The sequence below is a fragment of the Sporomusa intestinalis genome, from assembly GCF_055383785.1.
On sequence record NZ_AP042390.1, the window covers coordinates 2,081,229 to 2,098,861 of the forward strand.

Annotated in this window: 13 protein-coding genes and 1 other annotated feature; of the genes, 11 read left to right on the top strand and 2 right to left on the bottom strand. The window is 50.1% G+C overall.

The annotated features are described in order from the left end of the window. The first annotated feature begins 81 nt into the window (after positions 1-81). The 4 genes from fdhF (ACZ481_RS09395) to ACZ481_RS09410 are packed head-to-tail and all read left to right on the top strand — an operon-like array spanning position 82 to position 4,725. Positions 82-2,223: a formate dehydrogenase subunit alpha gene (gene fdhF / locus ACZ481_RS09395; protein WP_464770604.1), complete on the top strand. Its 2,142-nt coding sequence runs from the start codon at positions 82-84 to the stop codon at positions 2,221-2,223. A gap of 53 nt (positions 2,224-2,276) precedes the next feature. Next, entirely contained in the window at positions 2,277-2,822 is a 546-nt protein-coding gene (locus tag ACZ481_RS09400) for a 4Fe-4S dicluster domain-containing protein (RefSeq protein WP_464769883.1), read from the top strand. A gap of 12 nt (positions 2,823-2,834) precedes the next feature. Next, positions 2,835-4,205: a [FeFe] hydrogenase, group A gene (locus ACZ481_RS09405; protein WP_464769884.1), complete on the top strand. Its 1,371-nt coding sequence runs from the start codon at positions 2,835-2,837 to the stop codon at positions 4,203-4,205. 4 nt (positions 4,206-4,209) lie between these two features. Then, entirely contained in the window at positions 4,210-4,725 is a 516-nt protein-coding gene (locus ACZ481_RS09410; protein ID WP_464769885.1) for a 4Fe-4S dicluster domain-containing protein, read from the top strand. 67 nt (positions 4,726-4,792) lie between these two features. Here the strand turns inward: ACZ481_RS09410 and fdhF (ACZ481_RS09415) are convergent, their stop codons facing one another. After that, a complete protein-coding gene (gene fdhF / locus ACZ481_RS09415; RefSeq protein WP_464769886.1) occupies positions 4,793-7,465 on the bottom strand; it encodes a formate dehydrogenase subunit alpha in 2,673 nt (890 codons plus the stop codon). A gap of 298 nt (positions 7,466-7,763) precedes the next feature. On the opposite strand from fdhF (ACZ481_RS09415), the gene mobA reads away from it, so the two are divergent. Next, positions 7,764-8,393 (top strand): molybdenum cofactor guanylyltransferase, encoded by a 630-nt coding sequence (gene mobA / locus ACZ481_RS09420; protein WP_464769887.1) that lies wholly within the window; start codon positions 7,764-7,766, stop codon positions 8,391-8,393. A gap of 100 nt (positions 8,394-8,493) precedes the next feature. Here mobA and ACZ481_RS09425 read toward each other — a convergent pair whose 3' ends face one another. After that, positions 8,494-9,369, bottom strand: a complete 876-nt coding sequence (locus ACZ481_RS09425) for a formate/nitrite transporter family protein (RefSeq protein ID WP_464769888.1) — start codon at positions 9,367-9,369, stop codon at positions 8,494-8,496. Between the two features lie 215 nt (positions 9,370-9,584). Then, positions 9,585-9,812, top strand: a binding site (T-box leader). A gap of 51 nt (positions 9,813-9,863) precedes the next feature. On the opposite strand from ACZ481_RS09425, the gene ACZ481_RS09430 reads away from it, so the two are divergent. From ACZ481_RS09430 to ACZ481_RS09455, 6 genes are all read left to right on the top strand, one after another. After that, positions 9,864-12,524 carry a valine--tRNA ligase gene (locus ACZ481_RS09430; protein ID WP_464769889.1) on the top strand — a complete coding sequence of 887 codons (2,661 nt, stop codon included), beginning with the start codon at positions 9,864-9,866 and terminating at the stop codon, positions 12,522-12,524. A 56-nt stretch (positions 12,525-12,580) separates the two neighbouring features. Next, the gene (locus tag ACZ481_RS09435; protein WP_464769890.1) at positions 12,581-13,864 is read left to right on the top strand and encodes a bifunctional folylpolyglutamate synthase/dihydrofolate synthase; all 1,284 of its coding nucleotides are present in this window, start codon (positions 12,581-12,583) and stop codon (positions 13,862-13,864) included. Between the two features lie 144 nt (positions 13,865-14,008). Then, a complete protein-coding gene (locus ACZ481_RS09440) occupies positions 14,009-15,247 on the top strand; it encodes an O-antigen ligase family protein (protein ID WP_464769891.1) in 1,239 nt (412 codons plus the stop codon). 195 nt (positions 15,248-15,442) lie between these two features. Further along, positions 15,443-15,805 carry a DRTGG domain-containing protein gene (locus tag ACZ481_RS09445; protein WP_464769892.1) on the top strand — a complete coding sequence of 121 codons (363 nt, stop codon included), beginning with the start codon at positions 15,443-15,445 and terminating at the stop codon, positions 15,803-15,805. Beyond that, a complete protein-coding gene (locus tag ACZ481_RS09450) occupies positions 15,802-16,230 on the top strand; it encodes an ATP-binding protein (RefSeq protein ID WP_464769893.1) in 429 nt (142 codons plus the stop codon). The genes ACZ481_RS09445 and ACZ481_RS09450 overlap by 4 nt, the downstream gene beginning before the upstream one ends. Positions 16,231-16,274: 44 nt before the next feature. Beyond that, positions 16,275-17,600, top strand: coding sequence for a [Fe-Fe] hydrogenase large subunit C-terminal domain-containing protein (locus ACZ481_RS09455; protein WP_464769894.1), 1,326 nt, complete (start codon positions 16,275-16,277; stop codon positions 17,598-17,600). Positions 17,601-17,633 lie beyond the last annotated feature (33 nt).

The window sequence follows — 17,633 nt, forward strand, 5'->3', positions numbered from 1 at the left end:
TAACGGTTCCAAAACGCACTAAACAGCTTCTGAAATGCAGTAAAAAGCTGCTCAACTGCGAAATGATTTGGAGGGAGAGCTTTGGAGAGAGTTTTAACCGTATGTCCCTATTGCGGCGCCGGCTGTCAAATGTACCTGCTGGTTGAGAATGACCGGGTTGTTGGCGCCGAACCGGCCAACGGCCATATTAATGAAGGCGAGCTGTGTTTAAAAGGCCACTATGGCTGGGATTTTCTGAACGACACTAAAATTTTGAGCAAGCGCCTGACCAAACCGCTGCTCAGGTATGACCGGACTGCGGATTTCCAGGAAGTGGAATGGGATGAAGCGCTTGATTATATTGCGGATAGACTTAAGTCCATTAAGGAAAAATACGGCCCTGATGCCATTATGGGCACCGGCTCGGCCCGGGGTATGGGCAATGAACCCAATTACCTCATGCAAAAATTTATGCGCGCGGTGATTGGTACCAACAATATCGATCACTGCGCCCGTGTTTGACACGCTCCCTCTGTAGCCGGTCTGGCTACTACATTTGGCAGTGGCGCGATGACAAACTCGATAATCGAAATTGAAGATGCCACCTGTTTATTGATATTTGGCTATAATGGGGCTGATTCCCATCCGCTGGTGGCCCGCCGCATTCTCAAGGCTAAAGCAAAAGGGGCTAAAATTATTGTTGTTGATCCCCGCAAAACCGAATCAGCCAGGATTGCTGATATCTGGCTGCCAATCAAAAATGGCTCCAATATGGCGGCAGTTAATAGTTTTGCCCATACGATACTCGCAAAAGGCTGGGCCAACCAGGCTTATATCGACAAGTATACTGAAGGTTTTGAGGAATATAGAAAAATTATTGCCAAATACACGCCTGCGTACGCACAGGCAATTTCAGGCCTTGATCCTAAGCTTGTGGAGCAGGCTATGGAGATTTACGCCAACTCAGAAAGATCGTTTATTCTTTATGGGATGGGCGTCTGTCAATACAATCAGGCGGTGGATGTAGTCAAGGGTTTGGGCGGATTATGCCTGCTGACCGGACAAATTGCCAAACCCAGCTCTGGGATTGGCCCTGTACGCGGACAGAATAATGTGCAGGGAGCTTGCGATATGGGCGCATTACCTAATGTCTTTCCTGGTTATCAGCCGGTCACAAACCCCGATATCCGCAAAAAATTTGCCCAGGCCTGGGGTGTGGAGAGTTTGCCGGACAAAGTGGGCTATATGCTGACCGATGTTCCGCATTGTGCCGAGGAAGGGAAACTCAAGGCTTTCTATATTATTGGCGAAGATCCCGTGCAGAGCGACCCGGATGCCGCTGGTGTGAGAAAAGCCCTGGCGGAGCTTGAATTGGTGGTTCTGCAGGATATATTCATGAACAAGACGGCGTTGTACGCTGATGTTATATTGCCGGCTACCTCCTGGGGTGAGCATGGTGGCGTATTTAGTGGTGCCGACCGCAGGTTCCAGCGCTTCCGCCAGGCTGTGGCTGCAAAAGGTGACGTTAAAGATGACTGGGTTATTATCTGCGAACTGGCAAAACGTTTCGGTTATGAAATGAACTATAATAATACGGAAGAAATCTGGAGTGAAATGATTAGTCTGAGTCCGAGTTTTGCCGGTGCTACGTATGCCAGAATTGAAGAATTAGGCAGTATCCAATGGCCGTGTCCTACTGTGGAGCATCCGGGTACATCGTATCTGTTTAAGGGTAATGTATTCCAAACTCCCAGTATGAAAGGGAACTTTTTTGCGGCAGAATGGCGCCCCCCGGTCGAGCAGCCTGATGCCGAATATCCGCTGGTATTGTCTACAGTACGGGAAGTCGGCCACTATTCATCCCGCACAATGACAGGCAACTGCTGGGGGCTTGCCAAATTGGCCGATGAGCCCGGGTATCTGCAGATTAATCCGGCCGATACGGATAAACTTGGCATTGCTGACGAAGACCTCGTACGTGTTACAACACGACGCGGCTCGGTTGTAACCAGGGCGCTGGTGACTGACCGGGTGCGGGCGGGTGTTGTATATATGACTTATCAGTGGTGGCTTGGGGCTTGTAACGAACTGACGATTCATGCTGTTGATCCCATATCTAAAACGCCTGAATATAAGTACTGTGCAGTCAGGGTGGAGGCCATCACAGATCAGAAGCAGGCTGAAGAGGAGCTCACTGCCGCCTATAATGAGCTTAAACGTAAAATGGGTGCTGTTGTTTCCTGATAGGTAATTAACAGGGATGGAGAAGCATGGCTTCTTAAAAAAAGGAGGTATTTATGGAGAAGTTAAGCCCCTTTGTGGTTGGCGACGGGACAAAATGCATAGGCTGTAAAGCCTGTGAGGTTGCCTGTCATGTGTCCCATAGTGTAAACGGTATTACGGCCGGAAATATTGACACACCGGTATTCCCCAAGTTATTTGTTACCCGTGTGGAAGAAGTGATTGTTCCGGTGCAATGCCACCACTGTGAGGATGCCCCCTGTGCTCAGGCTTGTCTGGAGAAGGCCATTTACTTTGCCGGCGACAAGGTACTCATTGATACAGATAAATGCAAAGCCTGCAAAGATTGCCTGATGGCCTGTCCCTTTGGCGCAGTAGAACTTGTTGCCCAATTTGTCAACGGCGAGGAAGTAGTTCAGGAGAATTTGCAAAAACCACGCATGTATGCCAACAAATGTGATTTGTGCGATACCCGGCAGAAAGGACCAATTTGCGTTGAGGTATGCCCCAAACAGGCCTTGCGTCTGGTAGATCCCCACAAAGAGAAAAAAGAAAAAAATCGAAAAGCTGTTGCCACTATTGCTGGCATGTTTAAAAAATAGGGGGTGAAGGCTATGCAATATACAATTGAGATTGATCAGGAACTGTGTACCGGCTGCCACCGCTGTATTGACGCCTGCCCGGTTGGCGCTATTGGCGGACCGGCAGGCATGGCAGTCGATATCAACTATGATAAATGCTGTTTCTGCGGCCAGTGTGTGCAGATCTGCAGCGCTTATCAAGAGTATAAATCAGAAACCTCGGCCCCGCGTGCAACCAAGATGAAGGACCGTGGTCTATTGGATAGTGTCAGGGAACCGCTATTTGCGGCCCACAATATGGGACACGCGCCGAAGGTCTGGGAGGCACTCCATAACCCCAATGTTGTAACAATGGTCCAATGTGCACCAGCTGTCAGGGTTGGTTTGGCCGAAGATTTTGGTGTCGAGTCTGGTGAACTGGTTGCAGGGAAAATGATTACTGCTTTAAGAAAATTAGGCTTTGATCGAGTATATGATACTAATTTCACCGCTGATCTGACAATTATGGAGGAAGGCAGTGAGTTAATTAAACGGATCCAGGAAAATGGTGTATTGCCCATGTTTACTTCCTGTTGTCCGGCCTGGGTTAAATATGTAGAACAAGAGCATTTTGAGCTTCATGAAAACCTGTCTACCTGCAAGTCTCCCCAGCAAATGGCAGGTGCTTTATTTAAGACTTATGGCGCTCAGGTTGATAAACTGGAGGCTAAAAAAATAATCAGTGTATCGGTTATGCCCTGTACCGCCAAAAAATTTGAGGCTTCCCGACCGGAAATGAATGCAAGCGGTTGTCAGGATGTCGATCTTGTTCTTACCACCAGAGAATTGGCAAATTTAATTAAACATGCCGGTATTGATTTTAACAGCCTTAAGCCGGGCCAGCCTGACTCTGTACTGGGGGCATATACCGGGGCCGGTCACATATTCGGGGTTACCGGCGGGGTTATGGAAGCTGCCTTGCGTACAGGGTATGAATTGATTACAGGCAAAGCACTGGCTGATATCAATATATTGGAAGTACGGCATAGTCAGGGCGTAAAACGTGCTACGATCCAGGTGGGGGATTTGGCTGTTAAAACAGTTGTCGTGGCCGGACTGGAGAATGCAGCACCAATTATTGATGAGATTAAAAATGGTACGGCCGATTTCCACTTTGTCGAGGTTATGGCTTGCCCTCAGGGCTGTATCAGTGGTGGCGGCCAGCCCAAGGTTCTGTTAGAAACTGAACGCAAGCAGGTTTATGCCAGCCGTATGGCCTCCATGTATAAACATGATGCGGAGTTGCCGCTTAGAAAATCGCATGAAAACCCTGAGATAACAAAAGTCTATAAAGATTTTTTGGGCGAGCCGCTGGGGCACAAATCCCATGAATTATTGCATACTCATTATTGCAAGAGGGGATAAGCTAATGATAAATACTGCTTTTGTTATCGGCAACCCTGATTTATGTATTGGCTGCCGTACCTGTGAGATTGCCTGTGTTTTGGCGCATACCAAGAAAGCGCTGGGGACAGAAGCCATCAAGGAGGTGCCGTTTGTACCCCGCCTGTCGGTGGTAAAAACCGAGGATATCAGCGTGCCTGTGCAATGCCGGCAGTGTGAAGATGCTCCCTGTGCCGAAGCCTGCCCGGAGAAAGCAATTGTACAGCGCGGCCAGACAATCTACGTGCTGGCTGATAAATGCGTCGGCTGCAAAAACTGCCTGATGGCCTGCCCGATTGGTGCGGTTTATTTAACCCGGGTAGAAGATAATCCCTGCCAAACAACCGCCTATAAATGTGATTTGTGCATGGAAGTGGCCGAGGGGCCGCAGTGTGTAAAAAAATGCCCGACCAAAGCATTGGCGGTGGTTTTGCCGGAAGAGATTGCATTAAGTATTAAACAAAAACGAAAGCATGCTGTGAAGGCCGGTCAGGCTGTTTAAGCAGGCCAATAAACAAAACCCTGTGGCGCTCTTGGAGCGCCACAGGGTTTTTTAAACATTTCTCAGGCTACAATTTTTCAACCTGTACCGCACACACCTTGTACTCGTAAGTTTTGGTAACTTTATCGACGGCGTTGCTGGTCAGTTCGTTGGTCGGGCAGGCGGCAAAATGGAAAGACATCCAGACTACCCCAGGAGGGACACGGTCTGTTACCCAGGATTTAGCCTGGACCTGGCCCCGGCGGGAGGAAATCTTAATTGTTTCTCCGTCCACGATCTGCAATCGCCGGGCATCGTCAGGGTGAAGCATAACCCGCTCTTCAGAGCGGAAATCAGTAAGAGTTTTCGAATAGCCTGGTGTTGTAATATTATAATGGTAAAGAATACGCCCGGTACTTAGCAGGAAGGGGTACTCGGCATCCGGTGATTCTCCGGGCGGCTGATGCTCGATAGCCTTGAATACGCCCAGGCCGCTGGCAAATTTTCCGCCCTCATGCAGGAATTGCGTGCCAGGATGTTCTTTGCTGGGGACAGGCCACTGCAAGCCCTGCTGGTCGATGCGTTCATAAGAAACGCCGGCATATATCGGACTTAATGAAGCCATTTCATCCATAATTTCACTGGGATGGCTGTAAGTCATAGGATAGCCCATTTTAGTGGCGAGGTCTCTGATAATCTGCCAGTCCGGGCGGCTGTTGCCAATGGGATTAATAGCTTGGCGGACACGCTGCACCCGCCGTTCTGTATTGGTGAAAGTACCGTCTTTCTCGGCAAAGGAGGCACCGGGTAGAACCACATCAGCCAATTTAGCAGTTTCCGTCATAAACAGGTTCTGAACTACGAGAAACTCAAGGTGTTTAAGGCCTTTGATTACATGATGGGCATCAGAATCGGTCAGCACCGGATCTTCGCCCATAATATACATGGCTTTCAGATCACCGCGAATGGAGGCATCAAACATGTCAGGAATCATCAGGCCTACTTTGTCGGAGAGTTTGACTTGCCAGGCCTGTTCGAATTTTTCCCGGGTCTTGGGGTCGGTGACTTTCTGGTAACCGGAATATACATTGGGCAATGCGCCCTGGTCGCAGGCGCCCTGTACATTATTCTGGCCGCGCATCGGGTTTATACCTGAATTCAGCTTGCCGATATTGCCGGTCATCATGGTCAGGTTAGCGAGACTCATAACATTGTCGGTGCCGCAAACGTGCTCGGTAATCCCCAGGGTATAAAAGATCTGAGCCCGTTCGGCCGTACCATAGATCCGGGCTGCCTCTCTTAATAAATGCTGCGGGACACCTGTGATCTTTTCAACATATTCGGGTGTGTATTTTTCCACTGTTGCCGCTACCTGCTCAAAGTCAACCGTGCAGGTATCAATAAATTTCTGGTCATGCCAGCCGGCTTTGAGGATTATATGCATTAAACCATTAATGAGCGCAATATCTGTGCCGGGTTTTAACCGCAGCCACACATGCGCTTTACCGGCGAGTTCCGTTTTGCGCGGATCTGCGACAATCATCTGGGCACCATTCCGGAGGGCCTGGCGCATTTTAGCCCCGATTACAGGATGGGCTTCTGTGGGATTGGCACCGATTACGAATAGCACCTTACTGTGGGGGATTTCATTAATTGAGTTGGTCATTGCTCCCGAGCCAAATGAGGTGGCCAGACCGGCCACAGTGGGAGCGTGTCAGGTACGGGCGCAATGATCAATATTGTTGGTGCCGATCACTGCGCGCATAAATTTTTGCATCAGATAGTTTTCTTCGTTGACGCAACGGGCTGAACTGAGGGCCGCTAAGGCATCGCCGCCATGGGTATTTTTTATGTCAGTGAATCTGGCGGCAATTAGATCCAGGGCTTCGTCCCAGGTAGCCTCCACCAATTCACCATCTTTTTTGACTAACGGCGTTGTTAAACGCTCCGGGCTATGGACATAATCAATACCAAACCGGCCTTTTACACATGTGAGCCGGCCATTAACCACACTGGTCAGATTTGAGGTTACGCCAATTACTTTATCGTCTTTGACATTCAGATCAAAATTGCAGCCAACGCCGCAGAAGGGGCAGGTTGTTTTAACTTTTTTGGCCGGTAAGCCGCTGGTTTTCATGGGTTTTTCAGTTAGCGCCCCCACCGGGCAGGCCGACACGCAGGTGCCGCAAAATACGCAGCTTGATTCTAGCATCGGTACATCAAAAGCCGGAGCTACTTTAGTATCAAAACCGCGGTTTGTCCATTCCAGGACATCGCAGCATTGTACCTGTTGGCAAACCCGGACGCACCGGCCGCAGAGGATGCACTTGTTATTGTCCCTGATAATAAAGGGGTTGCTGTCGTCAACCGCATAGTTGCGGCGTTCGCCGGCAAACCGGATATCGCGGATACCCAGATTGTTGGCCAGTGTTTGTAGCTCGCAATCCAGGTTACGCTGACAGGAAAGGCAGTCCTGGGGATGGTTAGCCAGCATCAGTTCAATTACACTTTTGCGGGCTTCGCGGATAGCTGCTGAATTGGTCCGTACGACCAGTCCGGCCGAGGCCGGGTAAGTGCACGCCGTAACTAGTCCGCGGGCGCCTTCCACTTCGACAACACAGACCCTGCAGGCCCCTTCCGGGGTTAAGTCGGCAAGGTGGCATAAGGTTGGAATCTGGACGCCGGCTTGGCGGGCCGCTTCCAGCACGGTAGAGCCGGCAGCGGTTTCAATGGTTTGCCCATCAATTGTCAATCTGATCATCGTATTGTATTCACTCTCCTTATGGTGGAATGTACATCATGTTTTTGCTGCTTTGCGCGGTATCTGGCGGAAAATATAATTAAGCTCCGGCCCCCTTTCGTGACCTGAATAACTGTTTATATATTTTACCAAATATTTTGTATAAATGATATAATTTTAGTGATTATTCAGCCGAAACAGTCATTTATTTTATAATTATGATTTTGTTCAGCCGGGCAACGGGTACACCTGTTGACTTATTTGTCCTACTCTTATTATAATAAAGTCAAATTCTGCTTGTATACTGGAGCGCTAAATCTTGAGTGAATGTAAAACAAATCCCCCCTGGTGCAGGCTGGTTACCCCCTTCATATTAGCGGGCGGCAAGAGTCAGCGAATGGGTACCAATAAGTCTTTTGTAAAGCTGGGTTCCCTGCCGTTAATAGAGATTGTCGTACAGAAAGTTACGGATTTTTTTCATAAGCAGCCGGTTCTTATTACTAATCAATTTACTGAGTACCGTTATTTAGGCTGTGATATGGTTGGCGACAGGGTAACAGGCAAGGGGCCGCTGGGGGGGATACAGGCCGGCTTGCTGGCGTCGGCCACGCCCTATATATTTGTTTTTGCCTGTGATATGCCGTTTATTGATAAGAGGCTTGTGCATTATATGCTCAACCGGCTGGGCAGGGAGGATATTCTGATCCCCCGCCTGGGGACAAGGGTGGAACCTTTGCATGCCATTTACTCAAAACAGTGTCTGCCGGCAATTACAGAGCATTTAAAAAATGACAGGCGTAGCGTAAAGTCCTTTTTTGATAAGGTGCATGTTGTTTATATTGATCAGCCCGAGCTGAGCAGGCTGCAGGTAGCGGAATATTGCTTCCTGAATATTAATACAGGGGAAGAACTGGATAGAGCCAAGGCTTATCTTGACAAATTGCGTTGATAAGAGGGAAACTAAGCCCTTTCCCCCCCGGCCGAGGCAAGGCCAGCAAGGCTGGACAGCCTCTAAGGGGGGAGAGGGCTTTAATTATTGTTATTGCAATTTATTTTACGCAAAGCCTGTCGCTGGTTTCTGCTGCGGCGGCCGGTGCGGCACCAGGGGTCCGTAAATAACAGTACCAATAATAGGAGCCGACAAAAAAGGCGCCGCCGACGATGTTGCCCAATGTTACGGGCAGCAGATTGCCAAGGATAATGGTTTCCGGATTCAGCAGGTTTAATTTGGCCCCCAAATGGCTGGCTTCTGCTAAAGCGGGCACACTTTTGGCCAACAGACCTGCCGCCAGATAATACATATTGGCGATACTGTGTTCAAAATTGCTTGTTACAAACAGCATGATCGGGAAGAAAATGCCCCACACCTTGCCGGCAATATCTTTGGCCGAGTACGCCATCCATACCGCCAGACATACCAGCCAGTTGCACATGATGCCCCTGATGAAAGCCTCGTAGAAGGTCAGGCTTACCTTGCCGACGGCGATCTTCAGGACATAAGCGCCATGCAGTGAATTATTAAAAGACCATAAATTTGATGCGTACATAAAATAGGCGACTAAGAGTGAGCCGATTAAATTGCCGCCATATACCCAAAACCAGTTTTGCAGCATGGTGAACAGACTGACCCGCTTTTCCAAAACGCCGATTGTGATCAAAACATTGCCGGTAAACAGTTCGGCCCCACAAATAATTACCATCATCAGCCCGGTGGCGAAAATAGCGCCGGCGAGAAAGCGGCCAAGGCCAAGGCTGGGGATATCGTGTGTTGCCATGGTTGCCCCTTCGGCGCCAAAGCCGATATAAGCCCCGGCCAGCACCCCCAGCAACATCATTCTGGTTATATCCAGCCTGGACTTAACTAAACCAACCTCCAGCGTGTTCTGGGTAATTTCTTTGGGCGTACAGTAGTTATCATTGCTCATCACATTCCTCCTTCATCCAGTCCTATCACAGATACCAATTTATAGTATCTGTGAGTATTGTAGTCATTGCCGCGGCTGAATACCAGCGAATAATTCTGAATGGCAAGAATATTGCGCCGAATAGAAGAGTTTCCGGAACAAGCTGCCGGGAGGGCAAGGCTTGTCAAACCTTGACACTGTCCGCCTGAGCCGGTATAATGAAAATAATTGTATACATCTCAGCAATGAAGAGAAAAGTAGGCTGATACGCCTGGACAGAGAGAAGGCCCTCCGGCTGCAAGGCCTTTCAGAATGTATTAGCAGAAGGTCGTCTCTGAGCTGCCGGGCTGAAGGTTAGTAGGTCCGGCCGCTGTGCCACGTTACGGCATATTAAGAGTCCGGCGCCGAGCAAGGGGCCGGAAATCAAGGTGGTACCGCGGAAGCTAAGCCCTTTCGTCCTTAGGGACAAGAGGGCTTTTTATTTTTGCATGATACCGATAAGTCAAGGAGGATATATGGAAGAAAAACAGGTACATACGATTGCTACTGTGTATGATCCCCAGGCGGTTGAAGCCAAGTGGTATAAATTTTGGGAAGACAACCGGTTATTTCATGCCGAGGCCAATGCGGGGCAGGCCCCGTTCAGCATTGTTATTCCCCCCCCTAACGTAACCGGGCAGCTGCATATGGGGCATGCGCTTGATAATACCTTGCAGGATATTCTTATCCGTTTTAAACGGTTACAGGGCTATAACACGCTGTGGATGCCGGGCACCGACCATGCCGGTATTGCCACGCAGATTAAAGTGGAAGAGGTTCTGGCCGCAGAAGGCCAAACCCGCTATGATCTTGGGCGGGAGGAGTTTATCAAGCGGGTCTGGGAATGGAAAGCCCAATATGGCAGCCGTATCATCAATCAGCTTAAACGTTTAGGGGCTTCCTGCGACTGGGAGCGGGAACGCTTTACCATGGACGAAGGCTGCTCAGCCGCTGTGCGTGAAGTATTTGTTACCTTATATGAGCAGGGCCTGATCTACCAGGGCAACCGCATCACGAATTGGTGTCCACGCTGCAATACCGCCCTTAGTGATATTGAGGTTGAACATGAAGAGCAGCCGGGGCATTTATATCATGTACGGTATCCGGTGGAGGGGAGTGACGGTGAATATGTAACAGTAGCCACCACCCGCCCGGAGACCATTCTGGGGGACAGCGGTGTAGCCGTGCATCCGGATGATGTACGTTATCGCCATCTGGTAGGCAAATACTTGATACTGCCAACGCTGGGGCGCCGCCTGCCGATTGTCGCCGACGAATATGTTGATCCGGCATTCGGCACCGGCGCAGTTAAGATTACCCCTGCCCATGACCCGAATGACTTTGATATGGGCCTCAGGCATAAGCTGCCTGAGATTGTCGTGATAAATCCTGATGGCACTATGGCCGCCGATACCGGCAAATATGCCGGCATGGACCGTTATGAATGCCGCAAAGCCCTGCTTAGTGACCTTAAAGACCAGGGGTATCTTGTTAAGGTTGATGAACACAACCATGCTGTCGGCCATTGCCAGCGCTGCAGCACTGTGATTGAACCCCTGGTGTCCAAACAGTGGTTTGTCAAGATGGAACCGCTGGCTAAGCCTGCTGTCGCAGCGGTAGCCGGAGGCAGAACTCAGTTTGTGCCTGACCGGTTCACTAAAATTTATAGCAACTGGCTGGATAATATCCGCGACTGGTGTATATCCCGTCAAATCTGGTGGGGCCATCGTATCCCGGCCTGGTATTGTGACTGCGGCGAAGTTACTGTGTCGAGGCGCGATATTGCCGTCTGCCCCCAATGCGGCGGTGCTGTTGAACAGGACCCGGATGTGCTTGATACGTGGTTTAGTTCGGCCCTGTGGCCGTTTTCCACCATGGGCTGGCCGGAAAAGACCGCGGAACTTAAACAGTTTTACCCGACAAGTGTGCTGGTTACCGGTTATGATATTATTTTTTTCTGGGTAGCCCGCATGATGATGATGGGCTTGAAATTTCAGCAGGAGATACCGTTTAAGCATGTGTTTATCCACGGTCTGGTGCGGGACAGCCAGGGCCGGAAGATGAGCAAATCGCTGGGCAATGGTATTGACCCGCTGGAGGTTATCGAGAAATATGGTGCGGATACGCTGCGCTTTATGCTGATAACCGGCAATACGCCGGGCAATGATATGCGGTTTTACTGGGAGCGGGTGGAGTCCAGCCGCAATTTTGCCAATAAAATCTGGAATGCCTCGCGCTTTGTGCTTATGAATCTGGAAGGCTTTGACCCTGATTTTTCGCCCGAGCCGCAAGCATTGACAACCGCCGATCGCTGGATTTTAAGCAGATATAACACTACGGTGACGGCAGTGACCGGCAATCTGGAGCGCTTTGAGCTAGGTGAGGCGGCCCGGACGGTTTACGAATTTATCTGGGATGAATTTTGCGACTGGTATATAGAGCTTGCCAAGGGGCGTCTCTATAACAAAGCCGATGCCGCCAGCCGCCAGGTGGCTCAGTATGTTCTGCAGCATGTCCTTGGCAATACCCTAAAACTGCTGCATCCTTTTATGCCTTTTATTACGGAAGATATCTGGCAGAGTCTGCCCCAGCAGGGAATCAGCATTATGACTGCCGGCTGGCCGCAGGAGAATGTCGAATGGGCGAGCACTCAGGATGAACAGCTGATGGGCGTTATTATGGAGACGGTTAAAGCAGTGCGCAATATGCGGGCCGAGGTTAATGTGCATCCGGGCAAAAAGAGTGAGGTCATACTTAAGATTGCCTCGCCGGACCTTAAAGGGCGGATCGAGGCTAACCTTGGGTATATCAAGACCCTGGCGGCGGCTGAACCGGTCGGCTTCCTTGCCGCTGACGGGGCAACACCTGAAAATGCCATGACGGCAGTCAGCAGCGGTGTTGAGATCTATCTGCCGCTTAAAGGCCTCATTGATATCGAGAAGGAAACAGCCCGCCTGCATAAGGAATTGGCTAACCTGGACAAAGAAGTAGCCCGTATTGCCGGCAAACTGAATAATCCGGGCTTTACCGCCAAAGCCCCGGCGGCAGTTATTGATAAGGAAAAAGCCAAGCAGGCCGAGTATCTGGAAAAGCAAACCGCTATCAGGGAACGCCTGGAATATATATCCGGCCTGTAATCGATTTCAGATACAACACTGTCGCTGAGAGTAATTATCTATGGAGGTGCAGCAATATGAATTATGAACAAACATTAGCCTACCTCGAGAATTTAAGTAAGTTTGGGATTAATCTGGGAATGGCCCGCATAGAGCGGCTGCTGGCGCTTATGCAGCAGCCCCAGCGCCGCTTTAAAACCATCCATGTTACCGGTACTAACGGCAAGGGATCAACTACGGCCATGCTGTCAGCAATCCTGACTGCCAGCGGGATTAAAACAGGTATGTATACCTCGCCTCATTTGGTGGATTACCCTGAGCGGATGCTGATTAACGGCCAGGAGATCACCACAGAGGAGTTTGCCCAGGCAATTCACTATACCAGCCGGTTTGTGGAGCAAATGCTGGCAGACGGGTTTGAACAGCCGACCGAGTTTGAGGTCATTACGGCTGCCGCCTTTTATTACTTCGCCGCCATGGGGGTTGAATATGCAGTTATTGAAGTGGGACTGGGGGGGCTGCTGGACTCCACTAATGTTATTGTCCCTGAGCTTGCGGTGATCACTAATGTTACGCTGGAACACACGGATCGCTGTGGTTCCACTATCGCCGAGATTGCCCGGCATAAAGCAGGCATTATCAAAGATAACGTACCGGTCGTAACGGCCGCCCAGGGAGAGGCACTGGCTTTGATCAGGCAGACGGCAGCGGGGAAGCAGGCTGCCGTTTACAGTAAAGACCGGGATTTTACCGGTCAGTTCAAGGGGCTGGCAAACGGTAAGCAGCAGGTTTGTATCGATGCCGGTGAATGGGGCCGGATTGAAGCCGAGCTGAGTCTTATTGGCTGTCATCAGCTGGAAAACAGTGCAGTGGCCGTTACTGCCGCTCTCATCCTGGCAAAACAGGATAACCGGATTACCGCCGGGGCAATCCAACAGGCGCTGGCCAGCGTACGCTGGCCAGGCCGGTTTGAAATAATAGCCGGCGAGCCGGTGATTGTCATTGATGGCGCCCATAATCCCGACGGTGCCAGAGTGCTGCGCCAGAACCTTGATCAGGTTTTTCCCGGCCGGGCAATAACCTTTGCCCTGGGAATTTTGCGTGACAAGGATGTAACAGGTATTATCCGCGAATTGATCCGCCCTGTTGACACGGTTGTTACCGTGCAGCCCTTGTCGTACCGGGCGGCAACGCCGGAGGAAATTGCCCGGGAAATAGAGGCTCGCCATGTGGAGGCAGCGGCGGCTATTGACAGTGGCATTGAACGGGCTAAGGAATTAGCCGGTCCGCAGGGGGTTGTATGTGTGGCCGGTTCGCTCTATCTGATTGGCGAGGCTCGTCAGATCATTCTTAAAAAGTAGACAAAATAGTGTTAATTGTATATAATAGAGCTGGCGCTTGGGGGGGAGATTCAAGCGCCAGTATTGTTTTACATATTGGCATAGGGCAGAATTTCTGTAAATACTAGCTATGAACCAGTAAAATATTGAACCGTAGGTGAAATTGTGCGCATTGCATATACGTGTAGGAGCCAACCCAATTTCCGGCTGGATTATTTAATTGAGCACTGCATTCTGGCTGTGGCCTTTTTTTTACCTTTATCGCTGGATATTGCCACCTTGTTTTTAGGGGCAGGAACAGTTTTGTGGCTGGCCAAAATGGTGCTGTTAAAGAAGCTTTTTTTAAAACGAACGCCATTTGACGAACTGATTGCTTTACTTGTTATATTGTCGGCAGCGTCCATTGGCGTAGCCCCTGACAAAGATTTCAGCTTTTACAATTACTATCATTTAATGGGTCGCTACATTCTTATTTACTACCTTGTTATTAATAACCTGCATACGCTAGGGCAGCTGCAAAGGCTGGTATGGTCAGTCATGGCTTCCGCCGTTGTTGTTACCTGTTACGGTTTTTATCAGTATATTCATGGCGTCGATATATCCGCTTTTCAGTGGGTTGACGGCGAGCAATTTCCCGAGCTTAAAGTCCGAATTTTCTCTACATTGCAAAACCCTAATCTGTTAGCCGGTTTTCTGGTTGTGGTGATGTCACTGGCGGTTGGCATCGGACTGCACACGGAAAATACCGGGAGAAAACTGCTTTTGTTTGCGTTTGTAGCCGTACTGGGCACCTGCCTGGTGCTTACCTATTCACGGGGCGCCTGGCTGAGCGTTGTGGCAGTGACCGCCCTCTGCGGCCGTTTATATAACCGCAAAGTGTTATGGGTATTTCTCGTTATTCCGGCGATTGCCCTGTTTTGCCATGATGGGGTGATGGAACGGCTCCTGTCAATTTTTAACCCTACCGATACTTCGTCAACGCTGAGGATCGCCCTGTGGGAAAGCACAGTTGCGATGATTCTGGACAAGCCGCTGTTAGGTATTGGCTGGGGTTCTTACTGGCTGGTATACCCGGACTACGATTTTTTTCTGAATAATCCGGCGGCAACTATCGTCCATGCCCATAACATGTATCTGCATATTGCGGCTGAAATCGGAATTCCGGGACTGATTGTATTTTTAGCTATCATTTATGGACATGCCAGAAAGGCCATACAGGTTTTGACCCAAACGCAAAATCCCTGGGTGGCCGGGGTAATGCTGGGCACCGTTGCGGCCGTGCTGGGGCTGGCAGTAAACGGGTTTACTGATTATATTATGTTTAATGTGCAAATGTCGATGCTGTTTTGGCTGTTAAATGCCGTCATCATCGCGGTGTGGGAGTCCGGCTGCCGGTATCGTTAGTCTTAGTGCGTCGGCAATTATGCAAATATTAAAATTCAAATAAGTTACATTTTGCAGCAGGAATTATTGCAAATAACGCGAATATACAAACAATATTACTAATTATGAATATTCTTAGGGGGATAATCCCCTTAATTTTTTATATGAAAAATTGTGAAATTTCGCACAAACTAATTGGCGAAGGAGGTAGCCTAATTGAAACTGGCCCAAATACAAAAGGTCCTGGAGGCTGAGGTGCTCTGTGGAATGGAGTGGCTTGACCAGGAAGCGAAAAGCGCTTGCGGATCAGACCTTATGAGTGATGTCTTGGCCTTTACCAAAGAACGGGCTATCTTGTTGACCGGCTTAACCAATATCCAGGTTATCCGCACCGCGGAAATGAGTGATTTGGCGGGCATAATATTTGTCCGCGGCAAACGCCCGGGGCCGGAAGTCATCGTAATGGCCAGGGAGATGGGGATACCGCTGTTGCTGACCCAGCGGCAGATGTATGAAGCTTGTGGGATTTTGTACAAGGATGGGCTGGTAGGATCGTCAGCAAAGGAGGAAGCTCTGTGACACCCGAGCAAGGCATAACGCTGGAGTTTGCACTGACAGGCGCGGATTTTAACAGTGCCGGCGAGGCTTCAAGCAAAATTAAGCGCACACTGCAGCTGTTGGGTATTCGGCCGGACATTATCAGGCGAATTGCAATCAGTGCTTATGAAGCGGAAATGAATGTCATCATCCATGCTTACCGGGGCTCGATCAAGGCTGATATTCACACTGACCGCACCGAGGTAACCGTGTCTGATGAAGGTCCAGGAATTCCGGATGTTGAGCTTGCCATGAAAGAAGGGTATTCAACGGCGCCGGATTATGTCCGGGAGCTGGGGTTTGGCGCCGGCATGGGCCTGCCGAATATGGCGCGTTGTACCGATAAATTTGCTATTAAAACCGAGGCCGGAGTGGGCACACAACTTAGTATGACCATCTATCACTAGTTTCGGTTATGATTAGAGTATGTACAGTTTGGTGGTGAAAAGCGGTGGCAGAACGATATCATTCGGTTCGTCTGACGGATGAGAAATGTCAGGGCTGCGTGAACTGCACTAGGCGGTGTCCTACGGAAGCTATCCGCATTCGCGGCGGCAAGGCGCAAATAACATCTTCGCGATGTATTGACTGTGGCGAGTGTATCCGCTACTGTCCCGGACATGCCAAAACGGCAGTGACCGATGAGCTTGCCGACCTCAAAAAGTATAAATATAATATTGCCCTGCCTGCCCCCAGTCTCTATGGACAGTTTAGTGTGGATATCCCGGTAAGGGCCATCCTGTCAGGACTTTTAAAACTGGGTTTTGACGAGGTGTTTGAGGTTGCCCACGGGGCTGAAATTGTGTCACTGGCCATCAGGGATTATTTGAAACGCAAAGATATCCCCCGGCCGGCCATTTCGTCGGCCTGTCCGGCTATCGTCCGGTTGATTCAGGTAAAATATCCCGAACTTATTGATCATCTGGCCCCGTTTGATGCTCCGGTTGAGGTTGCGGCCAGGCTGGCGCGGGCTGAGGCGGAAGAACTGCCCGGCCTTACCCCGGAAAATATCGGTGTATGGTTCATAACGCCGTGTCCGGCGAAGATGACGGCAGTATATCAGCCGCTGGGCGCAGAAAAATCTAATATTACCGGGGCGATAGCGATTAGCAAAATTTATCCCGATTTACTAAAAGTAGTGACAGCCGAGCTGCAGGATGCCAGGCGCCAGGCATCCTGGGTGGGGGTCGGATGGGCGGTTTCCGGTGGTGAAACCAATGCGGTCGGTGCGGACAATGTGTTAATCGTTCACGATATTCATCATGTTGCCAATGTATTGGAGCAAGTGGCCTTAGGCAAGCTTAAGGATGTCGATTATATAGAGATGCTGGCCTGCGCCGGCGGCTGTATTGGCGGCCCGTTAACTGTTGAAAACCGGTATGTTGCCGAACACCGGATGAAACAGCGTATTGCCAGGAAAAAGCTGGAGGACCCTAAATTCGGCAGGCTGCCGCGGTCCGATTACTCGGAGTTCGAACTGGGGGTGGCCGGACGCCGGGCAATAGAGCCCAAGCCCGTATTGCGCCTTGATGAGGATATTACCAAGGCCATGAATAAAATCGAGTTTATGGACCGGACATTAAAGAGTCTGCCTGGACTGGATTGCGGTTCCTGCGGTTCGCCCAATTGCAAGGCTTTGGCTGAAGATATTGCACAGGGATTAGCCAGTATGACCGACTGCGTATTTATCCTCCGGAAAAAAGTCCGGGATTTGGCGTACGAAATGGTTGATCTGGCGGATAAGCTGCCGCCGCCGCTTGATAAAAACCAGGAATAACGAGTAAAAGGAAAAGGTTGGGAGGATTTACGT

Bases quoted from the DNA above. Each gene is read 5' to 3' on its own strand.
- ACZ481_RS09425 (WP_464769888.1), bottom strand. From the start codon at position 9,369: ATGAGCAATGATAACTACTGTACGCCCAAAGAAATTACCCAGAACACG.
- ACZ481_RS09430 (WP_464769889.1), top strand. From the start codon at position 9,864: ATGGAAGAAAAACAGGTACATACGATTGCTACTGTGTATGATCCCCAG.
- ACZ481_RS09410 (WP_464769885.1), top strand. From the start codon at position 4,210: ATGATAAATACTGCTTTTGTTATCGGCAACCCTGATTTATGTATTGGC.
- ACZ481_RS09400 (WP_464769883.1), top strand. From the start codon at position 2,277: ATGGAGAAGTTAAGCCCCTTTGTGGTTGGCGACGGGACAAAATGCATA.
- ACZ481_RS09435 (WP_464769890.1), top strand. From the start codon at position 12,581: ATGAATTATGAACAAACATTAGCCTACCTCGAGAATTTAAGTAAGTTT.
- ACZ481_RS09405 (WP_464769884.1), top strand. From the start codon at position 2,835: ATGCAATATACAATTGAGATTGATCAGGAACTGTGTACCGGCTGCCAC.